We start from the raw sequence: 18,007 nt of genomic DNA, 5'->3' as shown, positions 1-18,007 counted from the left end.
AAATACAGTTCTAGGAGTTTCTATGCGTACCCTGTTGGTCTCATTATTTGCACTGATTATCGGTTTTGGTCTGCTAGTACCCGATGCCGAAGCAAAACGTTTTGGTGGTGGTTTCAGTTTTGGTAAATCCTATTCAACGCCGAAGAGAGTTCAGCCTGCGGCTCCGACTCAGCAGAAAGCTGCGCCAACGGGCAGTACAACCAATGCAGCAGGTCAGCCACGTCGCAGCGGCTTTGGTGGTCTGATGGGCGGTCTTCTGGCGGGTGGTTTGCTCGGCGCACTGTTCTTCGGTGGTGCTTTTGATGGCATTCAGTTTATGGATATCCTGCTGATCGGATTATTGATCTTTGCCGCAGTGAAGATCTTTTCGGCGCTGAAAGGAGGTTCACAAACCCAGTATGCAGGTCATCAGCGCCCCGCAGATGCGATGGCTCAACCCCAGCAGCGGGAGCCATCAGCAACAGCCGCCTATCAGGATATTTCTCCGGCGACCGGGTCCGGGTTTAATTTCGCAGCAGATGCGTTAGAACTGCCACAGTGGTTTAACGAACAGGCCTTTCTGGAAGGGGCCAAAGGGCATTTCAGTCATCTGCAGAACGCCTGGGATAACAGTGACTGGGATGATATTGCCACCTATACTTCTGCAGAAGTTCTCGATGTTCTGAAACAGGAGCGGCTAAAGCAACCGGCTGATCAGACAACCGAAGTGGTTTCCGTCATGGCCGAACTGGCAAACTTTATCGATAACGGTGATCATGTGATCGCATCAATCAACTTTTACGGCTGGCTGAAAGAGGATAGTGATCAGACCACAGAGTTCAGTGAGATCTGGCACCTGCAACGGGATATGAATGGGACTGAGGCTAACTGGATTATTGTTGGCATTCAGCAGCCCTGATTCAGTCTGATCGCCCCAGAGGTGACTAACCCCCAAAACGCAGCTTCTGAATGAAGCTGCGTTTTGTTATGCCTGAAAATCTTTTTCAGTGGAAAAAGATCAGCTTTCTTTGCGGGTAAAGACCCAGGTATCGCCACTCGAAAGGCTGTCATCATACTGATAACCGGCCAGATCGAAATTTTTCAGCTGTTCAGCATCACTGATCTGGTTTTTGATCGCGTAGCGACACATCAGTCCCCGGGCTTTTTTGGCAAAGAAACTGATGATCTTATATTGCCCATTTTTCCAGTCTTTAAACACCGGGGTGATGATCCGTCCATTGATCTCTTTAGGCTTAACGGATTTGAAGTACTCATTAGAGGCCAGGTTAATCAATACCGGTTGATCGTTTTCTGCCAGGGCCTGATTCAGGTCATCAGTGACAATGTTGCCCCAGAACCCATAGAGATCCTTGCCCCGGCTGTTTGCCAGTTTGGTTCCCATCTCCAGACGGTAGGGCTGCATCAGGTCCAGAGGTTTCAGTACGCCATAGAGGCCTGACAATATACGCAGGTGTTGCTGGGTAAACTCCAGTTCGGCTTCGCTGAAATCTTCAGCGTTGAGTCCACTATAGACGTCCCCGTTGAAGGCCAGAACCGCTTGTTTGGCATTGTCTGGAGTGAAGGGTTGAGACCAGCTTTCATAGCGGGCAACATTCAGCGCCGATAGCTTGTCGCTGAGTTTCATCAGTTCGGCAATATCCTGAACTGAGTAATCCCGCAGTGTCTGAATCAGTTGTTCGGCATGATCCAGATGCTGCGGTTGTGTATAACGCTCGGTTGTGGCCGGCGTATCGTAATCGAGATTTTTAGCAGGAGAGATAACCAGTAGCATAGTATATGTGTGTCATTTTCTGATAATGCTCTGATCCTAAACTAAAAAGGCCAGCCCTGAAAAGGGCTGGCCGATAAGTTATCGCTATGATCCTGATAGTCAGGAGTGAAGTCTGGTATTCAGATCATCCACTACCTCACACCAGTCTGAATCTGTTTCCAGACACTCTTTAATAAAATTGGCCTGGCTGTCTGTCCAGAATGTGGCTTCAGACAGCTTAACATCCTGGCTGAACAGGGTGTGGGTGCGGATAAACTGATCGATATATGAATCATCGCCGGGCATACCCAACTGTTCAAACAGGGCGTTCATCGTATGTGCTGATCTGTCCATCACGACCTCCATTTTAAAAATTGCCCATTAAGTCTTGGCCAGGATGGGGGCTTTGTCAAAGTGCTGGCGGTGAAGCTGATCGTTCTGTGTTGATATGTCTGGTGTTCAGTCGTTGTTGCCCCGTTGCCGCTCTAGTTTCTGTTTTTCATCCAGTTTGATATAGATTGCCAATGCCCCGAATGTACCGATAGCGACCAGAATCGCAATAATAAACGGGCTCGAGTTTTCATTGCCTACGGCACGGGTATACATGGCAGAGATCAGCATGCCTCCGACAAAACAGAGCGCGCTCATAATGATGTTGTTAACAATCGTTGCAGGTTTACGGTCAGGTGCGCGGCGTATCATGATAACCAGGGTTATCAGCAATGAACCCAGAACAATAAAAGAGGGGAGAAGCGAGGTCATAATGATTCCTTACATAAGAGATGGCTATTTGTACCACTGATCAGGGTCTGAAAAAACCCTTGTGATCATTTCATCGGCGATAACCCAGGCCAGCCACTTAATTTTCTTGTATTATAGGGCGCAATTTTCGTTAGCTTTCAGTAAAAAGATAATCCGATGACCAAGCAGACCGTTCTGACCGGTATTACGACCACCGGTACCCCACATATTGGTAACTACCTGGGCGCCATTCAGCCCGCGATTGAAGCCAGCCTGAACAGTAACTATAACAGTTACTTCTTTCTGGCTGATTTTCACGCTCTGATTAAATGTCACGATCCTGACCGGGTGGCCCGTTCCACCCGTGAGATTGCGGCAACCTGGCTGGCGCTGGGGCTGGATACCGATAAGGCGACCTTCTACCGGCAGACCGATATTCCAGAGATTACTGAGCTGACCTGGATCCTTACCTGCATGACCTCTAAAGGTCTGATGAACCGCTCCCATGCGTATAAGGCCTCTGTCGATGCTAACCGTGAAGCGGGCCGTCAGGACGACGATGATGTCACCATGGGACTGTTCAGCTATCCGATTCTGATGGCGGCGGATATTCTGATGTTTAATGCGGACATTATCCCCGTGGGTAAGGATCAGATTCAGCATATTGAGATGGCGCGTGATATCGCCGGTCGTTTCAATCACACCTACGGCACACTGTTTAATCTGCCGGAAGCCCAGGTGGATGAGCAGACCCAACTGATTCCGGGCCTGGATGGCCGCAAGATGTCGAAGAGCTACGATAATACTATCCCGTTGTTCAGCCCTTCCGATGAGCTGTATAAGCTGATCAAACAGATTAAAACCGATGCCCGGGAACCGGGTGAGCCGAAAGATGCGGATAGCAGTACCATTTTCCAGCTGTACGCAAACTTTGCTACCGCTGCTGAGCAGGAACAGATGCGCGCGAAGTTTGATAATGGTATTGGCTGGGGTGATGCGAAGAAAGAGCTGTTTGAGTTTCTTGACAGCTATCTGAGTAAGCCCCGCGAAGAGTATAACCGGCTGATGAATGACCTCGGATTTGTTGAACAACAGCTGCTCAAAGGTGCTGAAAAAGCCCGTAGCCATGCGGCGCCATTCCTCGAGGATATCCGTGTCGCGGTGGGCATTCGTCCTCTGACCTGGCAGGGAGGGGATTCCACGGCGGCTGCAGAGAAAAAAGAGAAAGAGCAGTCTGCCGAACAGCTTGCCCGGGCGGAAGAGGGACGTCGCCGGGCGATCCTGATGCAACTCAAGCCGTTGCTGGATCGGGTCAACAGTGCTGACGACAGTGCGGCGGAGGCGAAACGACTGATTGCCGAGAAAGCGGCTGAAGTTGAGACGCTGAAGAAAAAGGCGAAGCAGAAAGCGCAGAATGAGCTGGACCTGCTGCGCGAAGAACTGGCCGCGTTGCTGGTCTAACTACCCTTGCTGGTTTAAGTATGACAACTGTTGTCAGGGGGAGGTCTGCCCCCTGGCGATAGTGCTCCTGAATGATACGGACTCTGGAGAGATACAAATGTATACCACTCTGATCTCAGTTACACAGCTGGATACTCTGCTTCAGGCAGAGCCTGCGGCAGTGGTTGTGCTCGACTGCCGTTTCTATCTGACGGCACCGGAAAAGGGTGAAGCGGTCTACCTTGAGGGGCATATTACAGGCGCGGGTTACCTGAATCTGGATACTGAGCTTTCATCTCCTGTCACGCCCGCCAGTGGTCGGCACCCACTGCCCGATTTTGCAACACTCTGTGCAGTGCTGCGTAAGCGTGGCGTGAATAGTGGCACTCAGGTTGTGGTCTATGACGATTGCAATGGCGCGATGGCATCCCGCGCCTGGTGGCTGTTGCGCGTGCTGGGGCACAAGCAGGTCGCTGTGCTGGATGGAGGCTATCCCGCCTGGCTTGCCGCGGGTCTGCCCGTCAGCGATCAGTTGCCTTTACCATCAGCGGGTGACTTCAGTGGTCAGCCTGATCTTTCGATGATCCTGCCCTTGCAACAGGTTGCCCGCTATCCTGAAGAGGGCGCACTTGTCGACGCCCGTACCCCTGAGCGCTTTCGCGGCGAACAGGAACCGATCGATCCGGTTGCAGGACATATTCCCGGGGCGATTAACCGCCCACTACAGCTGAACCTTACAAGCGATGGTCTGTTTAAATCTGCCGATCAGTTACATCAGGAATGGCTGAGTTTTCTGCAAGGCTGCCCCTCGCAACAGGTGGTTCACTACTGTGGCTCAGGGGTGACCGCCTGTCACAATCAACTGGCGATGGAACATGCCGGGCTCCACGGCTCGAAGGTCTATCCGGGCTCCTGGAGCGAGTGGATTCGTGACCCTCAGCGACCGGTGGCAACCGGTCAATAGTTGCGCTGAGGAGAGTCTTATGGATCACCAGAGTGCGCGTAATTACCTGCTCAGTCGCCCTGAAGCCTGGGAAGATTTTCCTTTTTACCCCCATATCGCTGTTATGAAGGTGCGCACTAAGATGTTCGCGACACTGTCCGTCGAAGACGGTGTCGCGCGGATGAATCTTAAATGTGATCCTGCAGAGGCGCAGATGCTGCGGGATATATTCACAGCTGTGCTGCCTGGCTATCATATGAATAAACGCCACTGGAACACGGTTATACTGGATGGGAGTATCCCTGCCGGAGAGCTGCAGAGGATGATCGATCGTTCCTATGGTCTGGTGGTGAAAGGGATGACCCGGAAAGAGCGACTGCCGCTGGAACTGAAATATGGTTGTGAAACTTTATACCGTTAACTTCTGATCAGCCCGGCTTTGTCAGGAAATCCTGAAAACGAGTTTAATCTGCTGGTCATAAGCGGTAAGCTCTGTATCAGTTGAGATAGCTGTTATTAGCACTGAATATTCACGATATGGAGTTCGTTATGACCCGTTTTCAGTCAGGGGTTATTGCCGAAGCTAACGCTGATGCCCTGTTTATTACCCTGAATATCAACCGCTCACCCGAGTCAGCAGACTGCCTGCGTCAGGTACTCGCTGAGGTGCCTGCGACCGAACAGGGTTTCAGACAACGCTACCCTGATGCGGATATGCACATCACCGTTGCCATTGGCAGTGAATACTGGGATCAGCTGAGTCCGCAACAACGGCCTGCGCAGTTAAGGGCATTTCCGGCCCTGAGCAATGACGGGATCAGCATGCCCCATACACCGGTTGATCTGTTGCTGCATATCCGCTCTGAACGACACGATCTTAATTATGAAGTGGCTGCGTTATTCTCTGAAAAACTCACCGGCCATGCTGAACTGGCTGAAGAGGTTCACTGTTTTCGTTATCTCGACAGCCGGGATCTGACCGGTTTTGTCGATGGTACAGAAAACCCCGAAGGGGATCATCGGGCAGAGGTTGCACTGGTCGGGGAGGAGGATTCTGTTTTTGCTGGTGGCAGTTATATACACCTGCAGCGCTATGAACATGATCTGAAAGCCTGGAATCAGATCCCGCTGCAGCAACAGGAAGATATTCTCGGCCGGACCAAAGCGGATAACCGCGAATATGCCAGCGCTGATAAAGCCGCTTTTGCTCATACTAAACGGGCATCACTGAAAGGCTCTGAAGGGCGCTCAATTGAGATATTGCGCCACAGTATGCCCTACGGCAATCTGACGCGCAGAGGGCTGATGTTTGCTGCATACTGCCGCTCGGCTGAGCCCTTTACCAAGATTCTGGAAAGTATGGTGCTGGGTGATGGTTCGGGTCATCACGATCATCTGATGAACTTCACCACAGCGGTGACCGGGCAGGCCTTTTTTGCACCCTCTTCAGCGTGGCTGGAAAAGCTGATCTGATAACTTTTTGTGTAACGGGATCGACTGCAAAGTGTCACCGGTTTGTCAAACTGGCTCAATAGACTAAACTTAAGGAATTGGAAAATTCTGGAGATACGAGCTGCAGTCCAGATTTCGTAGTCTGCGGAGACAGGCACGTGAACGGACTGTAAAAGAAGCAGAGTGCTAATATAAGAAAGCGGAGCCGACTATGCAAAATGAGGCGATAAAAAGAACGATTGCAGTACTGGGAGTAGATGGCGAAAACTTTGAAGTGGATGGTCATTTTAGTGGGGACGAGCGTAAAGCGCGTTGGTACACTGTTAAGAAACTGAGCAATGGCAAAGTTTTTGTTGATCATCTTCCTAAGTTCCCCAGTCACGAAGAGATTCGGAGAATGGTTTCCTGAAGACTTAGGTTTTACTGTGAAGATCGGTTTTACTGAACAGATAGAGTTTCACGGTAAGGACAAGGTTTGACGGAGCAGCTAAGAATTTCGAATCAGATAGACGTTTACGGAACAGTGAGTGATTTCCGTTAAAAAAACCGGGCCAGGCCCGGTTTTTTGTTGTCGATAGAGCGAGTTACTGAACTAACTCATTATCGCTGAACATCCCTTCAAATAGCGGCGTGGAGAGATAGCGTTCGCCGGAGTCGGGGAGAATGACAATGATCATCTTACCTTCATTTCCCGGCTGATCGGCAACCTTCATCGCGGCGCTCAGCGCTGCGCCACAGGAGATACCTGCCAGGATACCCTCTTTCTGCATAAGCTGGCGAGCCATCTCGATAGCATCCTCATTGGAAACCTGCTCAACCTGATCGACGATAGACATATCCAGGTTTTTAGGCACAAAACCTGCCCCGATCCCCTGGATTTTGTGCGGCGAGGGTTTAATCTCTTCATGATTAATCGTCTGGGTGATCACCGGAGACGCGGTCGGTTCAACGGCAACCGTAGTGATCGCTTTGCCCTGTTGCTGTTTAATATAGCGTGATATGCCGCTGATTGTTCCTCCGGTACCGACCCCGGCAACCAGAATGTCGATCTGACCATCGGTATCGTTCCAGATCTCCGGCCCGGTGGTTTTTTCATGAATCTCTGGATTTGCCGGGTTCTCAAACTGTTGCAGCATCAGGTGGCTTTGGGGATCGCTATTGACGATCTCCTGGGCTTTTTCGATGGCCCCTTTCATACCTTTGGCCGGTTCTGTCAGCACAATTTCAGCTCCCAGCGCTTTCATGAGCTTACGACGTTCAAGGCTCATAGAGGAGGGCATTGTCAGAGTCAGATTATAGCCCCGTGATGCGGCAACAAAAGCCAGCGCGACACCGGTATTGCCTGAAGTCGGTTCAACCAGCGTCATCCCGGGTTTCAGTGTGCCATTCTCTTCAGCGGCCCAGATCATGTTTGCCCCGATGCGGCATTTAACTGAGCCAGCAGGGTTGCGGCTTTCCAGTTTAGCGAAGATTTTCTTTCCAGGGGCGATTCTGTTCAGGTGAACCAGGGGAGTTTCACCGATGGTCAGTGAATTATCTTCAAATGTTTTCATAAAAGTACCTGTAACGACTTAAAAACGCGGCCGCAGAGGTGTTCGTGAAGACGCCTTCGACCGGACTAAAATATTTAACTTCTGCTTAAATATATTCTTTATAGCTATAAAAAATCATTTTTCTATAGCTAAACTGTAACTGATTTAAGCGCAATAATCGGTTTATAGCAAGTGATTGAGCCACACACTTTGTCAGGGAAAGAGTGGGCTGTCGATTCAGTATAAAACGGCCCAGGTCTGATCGACTCTTGTTATAAGAGAGTCGAGTAATAAGAGAGGCGAGTAATAAGAACTCTTTACGAAAAGTTCTCTGTGCAAGACGCTGTGTTTGAGTGAGACTGGTCTATGATAAAAATATGCTGGTAACGGCCAGTTTGCTAAGCTGGGATGTTAATCCTTAACTTTAATCAGTTTTAATATCAGACAGTTCTGATATTGTTGCGGCTCAGATTTTCTATTGGCTAAGGTGTTCTGATGCGTTTGTTTATGACATTGATCGCTCCACTGCTGGGCTGGATCGCTTTCCAGCTGTTTCATCTGCCCCTATTCAAGGGGTCGAAGGCTAAACATCGGTTTGTCATGAAACTGTTTCGGTATGCTGCTGACTATGGCAGCGTAAGGGCTCTCTCGGTGTATGGCCATCTGTTGCACTTTCGGGGCGAGGGGATGAACAACCGCATACAGGGGTTGATCTATCTGGAGCGGGCGGCTGATAAAGGTGATAGTAAAGCGGCTTACCAGATGGGAAAGATCTTTGAAGAGGGGTATCAGACCTATCCGGCAGACCCGCTTAAGGCAGTTAAGTATTATCGTCAGTCGGCTGAATCCGGGCATATTCTGGCTCTCAGGCGAATGGTCGATATCTGCAGTAAGGGAGAGTTGCAGCAGGAAAAATCCGGCATCGATGCAGCCTATTGGCTCGATCAGCTCGAAGCGGGGCACTATTAAGTAAGCATCTGCGTTAAAGGGCTGGTTTAATGCCTCCAACATCGTGATGAAAACAGCACCCCTGGAACTCCGTCGGGGTGCAGATTCCGTGCTTTATTAGTTTTTCTTCAGCAGACTTTTAAGTTCAGTTTTAAATTGCAGGTGGCTGGTGCTATCTGCCGGTAGACTGATGGTCCAGCGCAGCTGACTGGCGTTTACCCGGGTATAGGGGTGGCTGCTCTCGGTCACCTTCCAGTCCTGATGGAAGTTTGCGCTGATCTCTATCTCTTTTGGCTGATGACTGCTGTTGCTGAGCTTCAGGTCATAACCACTGAGAATGCTGTTGTCGTGTTTCTCAAACAGGGTTTGTTGCTGCCTGATGGTCAGATCAAATGCTTTGCCTATTGGCAGGTTGATGGTTTGCCCTTTGCTGCTGTTTGGGATAGCGGCGCTGCCAATAAAGTGTTTCAGCCCCTCTGTATCAGGACTGAACACTCTGGCGGTACCGGCTGGCAGAGGAAAGCCCAGTCCCTCTTTTTCCCCGTTGCGAAAGCTGATAGTAATATCCGGTTTCTGATCAAGGGTCTCTCGGTTTAGTGAGGGGTATACCTGAAACTGATAGTGATAGGTTTTGTTGGCAGTAACCTTATCGGCACTGATCAGGCTGACCTGCTTGGTTTGCCCATTTAGCAGGCTGGCCCGTTGAGGCAGTTTGTACAGTTGATAATCCTGAAATGCCTGTGGCGCACCGCTGTCTGCCATCGACTCGGCCATCAGCATGGCTGTTTTCTGGCGCAGCATCGGCGCAGGAGATTGATTGACCTGACCGGCCATTAACAGCACTTTGCTGTTTTGGAAGTCCACCCCGGTATTGTTGTTCAGGGTTGCCAGTCCATCGAGTTTAAGCTGATCGCCCTGGGTATTCAGCACCAGGGCATAATCCATCTGCCAGCTGAGTCCCGAGGTGAGGTAGGTCAGTACGGCATCACTGGCTTTGGGGGTGCCGGCTGAGCGGATCTCCAGGCTTGGACGGGCCTGCATCCCCTCCGGTATGGATGGAAAAATAAAGCGCCAGCCCTGCTGATTTACCGGTACGGTTTCGATCTGTCCCTGTTGTTCAATCAGTGCCTGGTTGCCGTCGGAACTCAATAACAATACATCCGCAACGGTTTCGTTGCCGGTGACGCTGTTAAAGCGTGCCAGTTGCACGGTCTTGCCGGTATAGGCGTTAAGCAGCGCATAAACGGAGATCAGATTATTGTTGAGATTCTGCTCAAGAATTTTTCCGGCATTCTCTACCTGCAGGGTCTGGCTCATTATCTGGTGGCTGACATCGCGGATATAGAGAGTCTGCCCCTGATTGATGGGGGGGAGGCTGCGGACATCTCTGACCAGTCCCAGGTTCTGATTGTAGAGGGTAATACTCAGATCCTTTTGTTTTTCAGCATCCACGGACAGTGGGGCAGCGTGCAGTGCTGTGCTGGCTAACACGCCTATCATCATTTTGGGTAATAGTGCGGGCAGGCGGGTGTTGGTCTGGTATTTAGGCATCACTCTTACTCGTTTGGTTTATCGGACAGGTCGAGTGCTATACGGAATCCCCAACTGTTCTTACTGCTATCTGGCAGGTGGCGGTAGCGGCTTGATGAGCGGATTACCCGGCCGATATCGAACCAGGAGCCGCCGCGCATTACACGGAATTCACAATCACCATCAATCATGGCAGAACCATCTTCGGGGGCTCCAAAATAGGAGTCCTGATAGCAGTCCTCAACCCATTCATCGACATTACCGTTCATATCATGAATGCCCCATGAATTTGGTGGAAAAGATGCCACTGGGGCGGTTTTCTTACCGTCCCATTTTGTGCCGCACTCACCACACACTGCGCGTTCCGCTTCAAGCTCGTCACCCCACCAGTAGTTGGTGTCGGTTCCTGCCCGGGCAACATACTCCCACTCTGCTTCAGTGGGCAGGCGGTAAGGCTGCCCCGTCAGTAATGCCAGCCACTGCACATAGGCTTTCGCATCTTTCCAACTGACATTGATCACCGGGCGATTGCCGCGTCCCCAGCCCTCATCGCTGGGTAGTGGCCGTCCCATGGAGCGGGCATAGTAGTCATAGTCGTTGAAGGTGACCTCGTTCCGCGACAGCGCAAAACGGTGGCTGATAGTCACCTGGTGGGCGGGTAGCTCGTTGTCATCACCGACCAGTTTCTGGTCGCCCATGATGAAGCTCCCCCGGGGAATAATGATCATCTGTGGGCCCTTGAATCCGTCGTCCAGCTGATCGGTGAACACGGTCAGCTTATCCGGGTCAGCAAACTTTACATCCATCAGCTCTTTATGCAGCGACTGGGCTTCATCGGCCTTGCTTTTTAGTTCATTACGCAGCGTTTCGGTTTCAAGGGCTCGATCCTGACGTTCCGTCCTGAGCGTTTGTTGCAGCGCTGCGATATCTTCCCGGGCGAGTTGCAGTTCTGTGCGGACCTGATCCAGAGCCATCTCAACCTTCCCGGTGTTGTCTAAACCGATGAAGAAGGCAACCGTAAAACCCAGTAGAAAACCAGAGATGAAAATCAGGACTGAGATCGCCCAGTCGGGTACATGGATGGGCCAGAATCTGCGTCGTTGTACTGAGTCATCCTGTAGCGGTTCAGGAATATCATCCTCAGGCTGAGGTTCCTTTTTATCGCCAGCTTCAATGATATTTTTGAATAACAGAGTGGCCTGGCGTGGCCGCTGCTCCGGATCAGTTGCAAAGGCTGATTGCAGAATTTCCCACTGCTCCGGGTTCAGTGAAGCTGGTTTTTTAAGCTCTTTGCGTACCCGGGTTGATTCATCATCAGTAGCCAGGAAGGGAGCTTTACCACTCAGTAGCTGGTAAACAATACAGGCGAATGCGTAGATATCGGCTTCGACGGTGACCGGATTAGGGTGGAACGACTCAGGCGCCTGATAAGCCAGATGGGAGGAGGGAATATTGCTCATCTCATCGGCTATAGTCATCGCTTCATCGAAGGCAAAGTTAGCCAGCTTTACTCCGCCCTGCTTGTTGATAAAGATTGATGCGGGGCAGATCCCTTTATGCGCTTGGCCTGCTCCGGCATGGGCGGTATCGATGGCCGTCGCCAGCTGCTGTAGCAGCCCTTTTTTCTGGTTATCCTTGAGCTTATTGGCCTGGCCGCTGCTGAGTAGTTTTTCCAGAGTCAGGCCGTCCATCAGCTCAATGGCAAAGAACAGCAGTATCCCTTTATGGCGGAACATTCCATAGTATTCCGCAAGGTGTGGGTGTTTAAACTTTTTGCTCAGAACGATATGTTTCTGGGCCGAATCGATAAACCCCTGATGCTTCAGCAGCGCTGGGTCAAAGATCTGCAGGGTAACAGGTACTGACCGGCTGGTGGACAGGTCCTCTGCGTACCAGAGCTGGCCAAAGCGGTTAGTCTGAAACTGGCTGGTGAGCCTGAACTGATGATGATCCGGGCCGATCACCTGGCCCGGTTCAAGTTTGTCGTAGATGAGGTCGCTTGGTGTAGCCATTCCTGTGCACCCTTAATCGATAATCCTGGCGATTCTGTATGATAATAGAGTATGACTAACAAAGAGTTAAGGTTAACAGCTGTCAAAACGACAGGTATCTTATCAGAAAGGTAACAGACAGGCTGTTGGCGGCCCCGAAAGGGCCGCCACACGAGGGTTATTCAGTGATCAGTGGGGGGAAGCTTTTTACCAGTTCATCCACAGCCTTCATCTGGGCCAGATAGGGTTCCAGCTTGTCCAGTGGCAGAGCGCAGGGGCCATCACATTTTGCCTGGGTAGGGTCTGGGTGCGCTTCAAGAAACAGCCCGGCAATGCCCTGAGCTAGTCCTGCTCTTGATAACTGGGCGACCAGTGCGCGACGACCATCGGCCGAGTCACTTCTGCCGCCAGGCATCTGCAGTGCGTGAGTTGCATCGAACATCACCGGGTAGCCCATCTCTTTCATGATGGAGAAGCCGAGCATATCCACAACCAGGTTGTTATAACCAAAGCTGCTGCCCCGCTCACACAGAATCAGATTGCTGTTGCCTGCCTCCTCACATTTTTTGAGGATATGTTTCATCTCCTGAGGGGCCAGGAACTGGGCTTTCTTAATATTGATTACCGCCCCCGTTTTGGCCATCGCCTGTACCAGATCGGTCTGGCGGGAGAGGAAGGCTGGCAGCTGAATAATATCGCAGACCTCTGCAACGGGTGCTGCCTGATAGGGTTCGTGCACATCGGTGATCAGAGGGACTTGAAACGTTTCTTTGATCTCCTGCAGAATTTTCAGGCCTTCATCCAGTCCGGGACCACGGAAAGAGGTCAGAGAGGAACGGTTGGCTTTATCGAAAGAGGCTTTAAAAACGTAGGGGATATTCAGTCGGCGGGTGACTTCAACATAATGTTCTGCGATCTGCATCGCCAGATCTCTGGATTCTAAAACATTCATGCCACCAAACAGCACCATTGGCATCTCATTTGAGATTGAGATCTCCCCGGCTTTAACCACTTTCTGTTGCATATTCACAAACCCTGTCAGTATTAATACGCGGGAGATTATACGTTAATCTGCCGGGCAATGGAGTATATTTATATTCAGGCGGTTGATTAATAACCATTGGAGGAGGTCGCAATGCCAGAGACGCAGGCCGGTGATCAGGCGGTTGAACAGTTGAATCATTTGTTGCATGACAGTAGAACGCTGCAGCTGGCGACTCAGGGCGAGAGCAGCCCTGAAGCAAGTTATTCACCGTTCGTTTTAAGTGACCGTCAGCTCTATATTTTTGTCAGTCAACTTGCCTCTCATACTGTTAACCTGATGCGCTCGCCGGCCGTTGGGGTCATGTTGATTGAGGATGAGGCGGTCAGTCGCAACCTGTTTGCCCGAAACCGGGTAAGCCTGCAATGTCAGGCCAGTGAGGTGGATCGTAATACCCCGGAGTATGATACGGTGATGGAACTATACCGCGAAAGACATGGACCGACGGTGGAGTTGTTGAGCACCCTTCCGGATTTCATACTGTTTCGACTGACCCCAGGACAGGGGCGCCTGGTGCTGGGATTTGGGAAGGCATTCAGTATACTGATGCCGGGCTTTCAGCTACAGCCGGTTACTGCCGACACGCTACAGCGCTGAGCTCTTTTAAGGGCGGTTTTGATTACAGAACACTGATATAAACGTTTTTATATCAGCCCTCTATCATGTATACAACCACCGTTTTCACCAGAAAAGCAGCCAGACCCAGACCCAGTGCAAAGAACAGAACGGCCGTGCCAAACTTGCCTGCATTTGATTTTTTGGCCAGATCGTAGATGATAAAAAACACATAGGCGGCGAAGACGGTAATGCCCACATTCAGAGAGATCGCTTCAATTTCAGCCAGACGCACCAGGTAATCCTTATCTTAATAAACCTAAAGGGACTCGGATTGTACAGATTCTGGGCGCCGATGTGCAATCGGAACGGGCGTGGCGGAGCATTTTTTGCTGGATGTTTTCGGTATAAGCTTATGCCTCAGGTTGGTGAAGGCGTCAGGTTAACGCTCCACTGCATCCGGTTATCGATCTCCTGCTTTAGTGTCAGCAGACTGAGTTGGTCACTGCAGTGGACCCCCAGTACCTGGTTGTCAGCCAGCATCACCAGATAGTAGCCCTCTGTCCCGGTACGCAGGGTAAAGCTTTCGATGGAGCCACAATCATCTATCCGACGACGCACCGCAGGAAGGTCGGCAGTAAACGTCAGCAGTTGCTGTAGCTGATGATGTTTAAGAGAGGAGTATTCAGGTTGGTTGTCGACGTTCAATAGCGCTGCGCCGGTCACCGGGCCAATCGATTCAATCTCAGTGATCAGTGCGGGAGTGAATAACGGATAATCATGTGTCGTTGCAAACAGGTCTTCGAGGCTTATTTCTTCTTCTGTCTGCGACACACCATAATCACATGCGTTGGCATGCCCGGGCAATTCCGGTTGCAGGATCTGATCAATCAATAACTGGATGTCTTCAGCCCGGCGGGCATCGATAAAAAACAGTGGGGCCTTTATCTCCAGTTCGGTGAGCCATGCAGCATAATCAGCCCGGGTTGGTGTGGGGACCAGGTCGCTTCCGGTGACGCCGATAACCAGGCGGGTATGAGGATTGTAAATAGTGAAGTTATGCAGGTAGAACTCGAGATCTTTACGGGGGTGGTTGCGGGCATTATCCAGCAGCATAATGTGGCCACTACAGTCCTGGGCGAGCTCGGTTGAGACCATTTCCCACATAAACCGGAACCGCTCCTGTCCCGGGGTACCGTAAAGATGGATCCGTTGGCCGTCGTTTTCTAACAGCGCATAATCCATCGCTACGGTGGTTCTGCTTTTGCGCCTCAGGCCGGTATCCGAGATACGGGCTTCGGTGGTGGCGCTGTTATTGTTAGTGATTGTCGCGATAGCGGTTGTTTTGCCAGCGCCTACCGGACCAAAGAAGACAATTTTGGGATCTTTCATCGCTATAAATGGCCCGTTGTAAGCGGGCGCTTTGCCTCTTTTCTCTACTGATTCTTTCTACTATCTCTCTACTGTAGGGAACGCATGCCCGCTGTCGGTCTCAACAGATCCTTCTGGCCCTGTCAGCCAACAGGGTATGAGAGTATAAGGTACCGCTTTTATAAGCAAAGGTTTCAGGTTTTTTTGTACAGAGCGAGGGTCGCCAGCAGTGTGCCTATAACGGCAACGGCTGAAGTCACCAACAGTGCTTCTGCCATGGTAATACCGAACATCAGTTCTGGGGTCCAGCCGCACAGTTCCCAGGGTTCAAAAATAGCGGGTAGCCAGCGGTCCAGTGCAAACCAGTCAGGCAGGCCTGTGCCCATCGTGCAGCTGCCTTCAATCAGGTTGCGCTCAATGGCAAAGGTCATCCAGGAGCGCTCGGTTAAACCCACCGCAGCCACCACCGTCAACAGGCTGATCAGAATACTCAGGGGCCGGCTGTTGTGGCACAGTAGCCCAAGAATCCCCAGCAGGATAAATGCCAGCACCCAGATGCGTACGTGGATACAGAGTACGCAGGGACCATAGTTGAGGACATACTGATAATAAAGTGCTACGCCTTCCATAGCCATGCCGACCACTATCATGGCCAGCCAGTACCATGGGCTGCGGAAAAAACAGTTGAGAGTGTTGAGCATTGCCAGTCCTGTATGCAAAAGATGAAATGTTGCAGGTCAGATTCGTGATGCCAGCGGAAGTTCCGTCAGCGCTTTAATATATCCTCAATAATGGGATGTATCGATACTGCCAGTTGTTGATGTTGTTCCAGATCGAGGTGGATACCGTCTACTTTGCTGGCGCTGATTACACTGCCAGTGTCAAAAAAATCGCACTGAGTGTCAGCGGCGATTTTTTTCAAAGCCTGGTTGAATCCTGACCACTTGGTTTCAGCTCCTCTGAATTTTGCAGCAATGGCCCCTTTAGGCTGGATAATAGGGGGTGGGCAAAGCAGTAAGATCGGGGGGATCGGCATGCCCGGTTCTACGGGGGCTTGTCGAATCGTCTGTACCAGTGTGGCAACTCCCTGAGCGGCTTCCGCTGCGGTAAACGTATGCGGGCTCTGAAAATCATTATTGCCCAGCATAATGATGATCAGTTCCAGAGGGGTGTTTATCTCGATACGTTGTTGCAAGCCTGTGGCGGCGTTACGCCCCGGTTTGAAAGGATCATCCAGTACCGTTCTGCGACCATTGAGGCAGTCCTCGATCACCCGTATCGATGCCCCCGTCTTATTGATCAGCTGTTCCAGCCGGCCGGGCCAGCGCTGGTGAAATTCAAACCGTTGGCGTGTATCGGGGATAATGCCCCAGCTTAGCGAGTCTCCATAAACCAGAATCTGTTTCATAGGGCCTCCTTTTAACGTTTATTCCTGAAAATGGATCTGACTGTTAAAGGCGATAATAACCCGGTCTTGCTGACCAAAATAGGGCATCGCTGCATGCTTGAGATAGGAGGGGAAAATAACCACCTGCCCCTCAACGGCGGCAAAATCCCAACTGCCAGTGCCGTTGAGATAGGCGGTGCCTGCATCCAGATACTGGTCCGCGCCGTGGCGTGGATCGTAGAAGCGGTTTATGCCATTACGACTCTGGATGTCGCACTCCCCGGCGTCAACATAGTAGATGCCGCACCAGGAGCAGTTCGGATGCGCATGGGTGTCATGATAACCCCCGTTTTCGGTGACATGAAACCAGGATTCGACGATATCTGCCCTCGCCTGGGCGCCTTCAGGCCAGAACGGTTCATTGACGGCACTGGCAACAGTAACCAGCATCTCCTCAATAAACTCCCGCAGCTCTGAAATAACCGGATCGGGGTGCTGCAGCAGATCCAGCGTACTTTCATAAAGTGCGTGTTTAGCTGTTGGCGCGACGTCACTCTCTATGGCCTGTTGCTGATTATCCCGCAGGCTGTAAATCAGTTTCAGAAGGGGAGCCCGGATAGTGCTGTGCAGCGGATTTTGCACAGTAAACATCTGGGTTTCCCAGACGTTGATATCTTCAATGAGGATCTCTGCTTGATGCATGAACGGGTTCTTTTTTCAGGTCTTGTTGCACGTCTTATTTAGGCGCGTTGAGTATATTCAGCAGGGCGTGAGCCTGATCTGCTGCTTCGTGTCCAAGGGGCGTCAGATAGCCGCCGTCAATCTGTGTAATGAGTTTCTTATCAAACAGACGCTGAGTTGCGTTAACCAGTTCCGCTGCCGCTACATCCTGATGTACTTTGAGTCCCTGATGATCACTGCTCTGGCTGAAACGAATCAGCATATTGATCTCTTCCTGGATATCGTTTGTCAAAGGCATATTGTTATTCTCCAACTGCTATTCAGATATTTCCCACACATTGGCACAGGAGAACGACAAGGTACAGAGGCGGAAGTGAATAAATGTGCGGGTTATTGATTTAGGGTGGACTTTATCGAAGTCAGATGTCTGGGAGTCACAAAGAACGAGGCTTGTCTTGTGTCAGCGCGAGTGCTGGTTAGTCGGTTGGAACGTTAGCTTTTTCGAGCAACTCGTAAGCGACTAGGTCGCGTCTGGCGAGCCGCGTTCTTTGCTGCGGTCTGAACGAAGCGTTCGGATGGATTACGGCTGCGCAAAGAACGCGCAAGGTTTGTCTCCGTTCGCAGGCTCACTTCGACTCGAACCA

At 51.1% G+C, this 18,007-nt stretch carries 21 protein-coding genes; 8 read left to right on the top strand and 13 right to left on the bottom strand.

The window, feature by feature from the left end:
- Positions 1-22 precede the first annotated feature (22 nt).
- Complete coding sequence (locus tag BMY09_RS17540) at positions 23-898, top strand: Tim44 domain-containing protein (protein WP_091360822.1); 876 nt, start codon at positions 23-25, stop codon at positions 896-898.
- 99 nt (positions 899-997) lie between these two features.
- Here BMY09_RS17540 and yaaA read toward each other — a convergent pair whose 3' ends face one another.
- The 3 genes from yaaA to BMY09_RS17525 all read right to left on the bottom strand — a co-directional run bounded on the left by yaaA (position 998) and on the right by BMY09_RS17525 (position 2,512).
- On the bottom strand, positions 998-1,771 hold the full coding sequence (gene yaaA / locus BMY09_RS17535) for a peroxide stress protein YaaA (protein ID WP_091360821.1): 774 nt from the start codon (positions 1,769-1,771) through the stop codon (positions 998-1,000).
- A gap of 99 nt (positions 1,772-1,870) precedes the next feature.
- Positions 1,871-2,104, bottom strand: a complete 234-nt coding sequence (locus tag BMY09_RS17530) for a DUF2789 domain-containing protein (RefSeq protein ID WP_091360819.1) — start codon at positions 2,102-2,104, stop codon at positions 1,871-1,873.
- A 105-nt stretch (positions 2,105-2,209) separates the two neighbouring features.
- Positions 2,210-2,512 (bottom strand): hypothetical protein, encoded by a 303-nt coding sequence (locus BMY09_RS17525; protein WP_091360818.1) that lies wholly within the window; start codon positions 2,510-2,512, stop codon positions 2,210-2,212.
- A 156-nt stretch (positions 2,513-2,668) separates the two neighbouring features.
- On the opposite strand from BMY09_RS17525, the gene BMY09_RS17520 reads away from it, so the two are divergent.
- The 5 genes from BMY09_RS17520 to BMY09_RS17500 all read left to right on the top strand — a co-directional run bounded on the left by BMY09_RS17520 (position 2,669) and on the right by BMY09_RS17500 (position 6,735).
- The gene (locus BMY09_RS17520) at positions 2,669-3,952 is read left to right on the top strand and encodes a tryptophan--tRNA ligase (protein ID WP_091360816.1); all 1,284 of its coding nucleotides are present in this window, start codon (positions 2,669-2,671) and stop codon (positions 3,950-3,952) included.
- Between the two features lie 97 nt (positions 3,953-4,049).
- Positions 4,050-4,895, top strand: a complete 846-nt coding sequence (locus BMY09_RS17515; RefSeq protein WP_091360814.1) for a sulfurtransferase — start codon at positions 4,050-4,052, stop codon at positions 4,893-4,895.
- 19 nt (positions 4,896-4,914) lie between these two features.
- Positions 4,915-5,295 carry an MmcQ/YjbR family DNA-binding protein gene (locus BMY09_RS17510; protein WP_091360812.1) on the top strand — a complete coding sequence of 127 codons (381 nt, stop codon included), beginning with the start codon at positions 4,915-4,917 and terminating at the stop codon, positions 5,293-5,295.
- Positions 5,296-5,423: 128 nt separating this feature from the next.
- Positions 5,424-6,347: a Dyp-type peroxidase gene (locus BMY09_RS17505; RefSeq protein WP_217647466.1), complete on the top strand. Its 924-nt coding sequence runs from the start codon at positions 5,424-5,426 to the stop codon at positions 6,345-6,347.
- Between the two features lie 190 nt (positions 6,348-6,537).
- Complete coding sequence (locus BMY09_RS17500) at positions 6,538-6,735, top strand: hypothetical protein (RefSeq protein WP_091360809.1); 198 nt, start codon at positions 6,538-6,540, stop codon at positions 6,733-6,735.
- A 175-nt stretch (positions 6,736-6,910) separates the two neighbouring features.
- On the opposite strand, the gene cysK is transcribed toward BMY09_RS17500, so the two are convergent.
- On the bottom strand, positions 6,911-7,879 hold the full coding sequence (gene cysK, locus BMY09_RS17495) for a cysteine synthase A (protein WP_091360808.1): 969 nt from the start codon (positions 7,877-7,879) through the stop codon (positions 6,911-6,913).
- Positions 7,880-8,353: 474 nt separating this feature from the next.
- Between cysK and BMY09_RS17490 the strand changes: the two genes are divergently transcribed.
- Entirely contained in the window at positions 8,354-8,827 is a 474-nt protein-coding gene (locus BMY09_RS17490) for a tetratricopeptide repeat protein (RefSeq protein ID WP_091360806.1), read from the top strand.
- Positions 8,828-8,923: 96 nt separating this feature from the next.
- Here BMY09_RS17490 and BMY09_RS17485 read toward each other — a convergent pair whose 3' ends face one another.
- From BMY09_RS17485 to kdsA, 3 genes are all read right to left on the bottom strand, one after another.
- Positions 8,924-10,357 carry a DUF4139 domain-containing protein gene (locus BMY09_RS17485; RefSeq protein ID WP_091360804.1) on the bottom strand — a complete coding sequence of 478 codons (1,434 nt, stop codon included), beginning with the start codon at positions 10,355-10,357 and terminating at the stop codon, positions 8,924-8,926.
- Between the two features lie 5 nt (positions 10,358-10,362).
- Positions 10,363-12,348, bottom strand: coding sequence for an SUMF1/EgtB/PvdO family nonheme iron enzyme (locus BMY09_RS17480; RefSeq protein ID WP_091360802.1), 1,986 nt, complete (start codon positions 12,346-12,348; stop codon positions 10,363-10,365).
- A 157-nt stretch (positions 12,349-12,505) separates the two neighbouring features.
- The gene (gene kdsA, locus BMY09_RS17475) at positions 12,506-13,351 is read right to left on the bottom strand and encodes a 3-deoxy-8-phosphooctulonate synthase (protein WP_091360800.1); all 846 of its coding nucleotides are present in this window, start codon (positions 13,349-13,351) and stop codon (positions 12,506-12,508) included.
- Positions 13,352-13,462: 111 nt separating this feature from the next.
- Between kdsA and BMY09_RS17470 the strand changes: the two genes are divergently transcribed.
- Positions 13,463-13,966, top strand: coding sequence for a HugZ family pyridoxamine 5'-phosphate oxidase (locus tag BMY09_RS17470; RefSeq protein ID WP_091360799.1), 504 nt, complete (start codon positions 13,463-13,465; stop codon positions 13,964-13,966).
- A gap of 52 nt (positions 13,967-14,018) precedes the next feature.
- Here BMY09_RS17470 and BMY09_RS17465 read toward each other — a convergent pair whose 3' ends face one another.
- The 6 genes from BMY09_RS17465 to BMY09_RS17440 all read right to left on the bottom strand — a co-directional run bounded on the left by BMY09_RS17465 (position 14,019) and on the right by BMY09_RS17440 (position 17,661).
- Entirely contained in the window at positions 14,019-14,219 is a 201-nt protein-coding gene (locus tag BMY09_RS17465) for a DUF2788 domain-containing protein (RefSeq protein ID WP_091360797.1), read from the bottom strand.
- Positions 14,220-14,344: 125 nt separating this feature from the next.
- Positions 14,345-15,316, bottom strand: a complete 972-nt coding sequence (locus BMY09_RS22085) for a GTP-binding protein (protein WP_217647465.1) — start codon at positions 15,314-15,316, stop codon at positions 14,345-14,347.
- Between the two features lie 173 nt (positions 15,317-15,489).
- Positions 15,490-15,996, bottom strand: a complete 507-nt coding sequence (locus tag BMY09_RS17455) for a disulfide bond formation protein B (protein ID WP_091360796.1) — start codon at positions 15,994-15,996, stop codon at positions 15,490-15,492.
- A gap of 65 nt (positions 15,997-16,061) precedes the next feature.
- A complete protein-coding gene (locus tag BMY09_RS17450) occupies positions 16,062-16,703 on the bottom strand; it encodes an SGNH/GDSL hydrolase family protein (RefSeq protein WP_091360794.1) in 642 nt (213 codons plus the stop codon).
- An 18-nt stretch (positions 16,704-16,721) separates the two neighbouring features.
- Entirely contained in the window at positions 16,722-17,384 is a 663-nt protein-coding gene (locus tag BMY09_RS17445) for a TIGR02466 family protein (protein WP_091360793.1), read from the bottom strand.
- A gap of 34 nt (positions 17,385-17,418) precedes the next feature.
- On the bottom strand, positions 17,419-17,661 hold the full coding sequence (locus BMY09_RS17440) for a TIGR02647 family protein (RefSeq protein WP_091360791.1): 243 nt from the start codon (positions 17,659-17,661) through the stop codon (positions 17,419-17,421).
- Positions 17,662-18,007: the final 346 nt, after the last annotated feature.

Source organism: Amphritea atlantica (genome assembly GCF_900111095.1).
In the GTDB taxonomy this organism is placed as follows: Bacteria; Pseudomonadota; Gammaproteobacteria; order Pseudomonadales; family Balneatricaceae; genus Amphritea; species Amphritea atlantica.
This window is presented reverse-complemented; position numbering and strand designations above follow the sequence as displayed.

Coding starts and splice junctions, on each gene's coding strand:
- BMY09_RS17530 (WP_091360819.1), bottom strand. CDS start 2,104: ATGGACAGATCAGCACATACGATGAACGCCCTGTTTGAACAGTTGGGT.
- BMY09_RS17440 (WP_091360791.1), bottom strand. CDS start 17,661: ATGCCTTTGACAAACGATATCCAGGAAGAGATCAATATGCTGATTCGT.
- BMY09_RS17510 (WP_091360812.1), top strand. CDS start 4,915: ATGGATCACCAGAGTGCGCGTAATTACCTGCTCAGTCGCCCTGAAGCC.
- cysK (WP_091360808.1), bottom strand. CDS start 7,879: ATGAAAACATTTGAAGATAATTCACTGACCATCGGTGAAACTCCCCTG.
- BMY09_RS17540 (WP_091360822.1), top strand. CDS start 23: ATGCGTACCCTGTTGGTCTCATTATTTGCACTGATTATCGGTTTTGGT.
- BMY09_RS17485 (WP_091360804.1), bottom strand. CDS start 10,357: ATGCCTAAATACCAGACCAACACCCGCCTGCCCGCACTATTACCCAAA.
- BMY09_RS17520 (WP_091360816.1), top strand. CDS start 2,669: ATGACCAAGCAGACCGTTCTGACCGGTATTACGACCACCGGTACCCCA.
- BMY09_RS22085 (WP_217647465.1), bottom strand. CDS start 15,316: ATGAAAGATCCCAAAATTGTCTTCTTTGGTCCGGTAGGCGCTGGCAAA.
- BMY09_RS17515 (WP_091360814.1), top strand. CDS start 4,050: ATGTATACCACTCTGATCTCAGTTACACAGCTGGATACTCTGCTTCAG.
- BMY09_RS17455 (WP_091360796.1), bottom strand. CDS start 15,996: ATGCTCAACACTCTCAACTGTTTTTTCCGCAGCCCATGGTACTGGCTG.
- BMY09_RS17470 (WP_091360799.1), top strand. CDS start 13,463: ATGCCAGAGACGCAGGCCGGTGATCAGGCGGTTGAACAGTTGAATCAT.
- BMY09_RS17480 (WP_091360802.1), bottom strand. CDS start 12,348: ATGGCTACACCAAGCGACCTCATCTACGACAAACTTGAACCGGGCCAG.
- yaaA (WP_091360821.1), bottom strand. CDS start 1,771: ATGCTACTGGTTATCTCTCCTGCTAAAAATCTCGATTACGATACGCCG.
- BMY09_RS17500 (WP_091360809.1), top strand. CDS start 6,538: ATGCAAAATGAGGCGATAAAAAGAACGATTGCAGTACTGGGAGTAGAT.
- BMY09_RS17505 (WP_217647466.1), top strand. CDS start 5,424: ATGACCCGTTTTCAGTCAGGGGTTATTGCCGAAGCTAACGCTGATGCC.
- BMY09_RS17525 (WP_091360818.1), bottom strand. CDS start 2,512: ATGACCTCGCTTCTCCCCTCTTTTATTGTTCTGGGTTCATTGCTGATA.
- BMY09_RS17445 (WP_091360793.1), bottom strand. CDS start 17,384: ATGCATCAAGCAGAGATCCTCATTGAAGATATCAACGTCTGGGAAACC.
- BMY09_RS17450 (WP_091360794.1), bottom strand. CDS start 16,703: ATGAAACAGATTCTGGTTTATGGAGACTCGCTAAGCTGGGGCATTATC.
- kdsA (WP_091360800.1), bottom strand. CDS start 13,351: ATGCAACAGAAAGTGGTTAAAGCCGGGGAGATCTCAATCTCAAATGAG.
- BMY09_RS17490 (WP_091360806.1), top strand. CDS start 8,354: ATGCGTTTGTTTATGACATTGATCGCTCCACTGCTGGGCTGGATCGCT.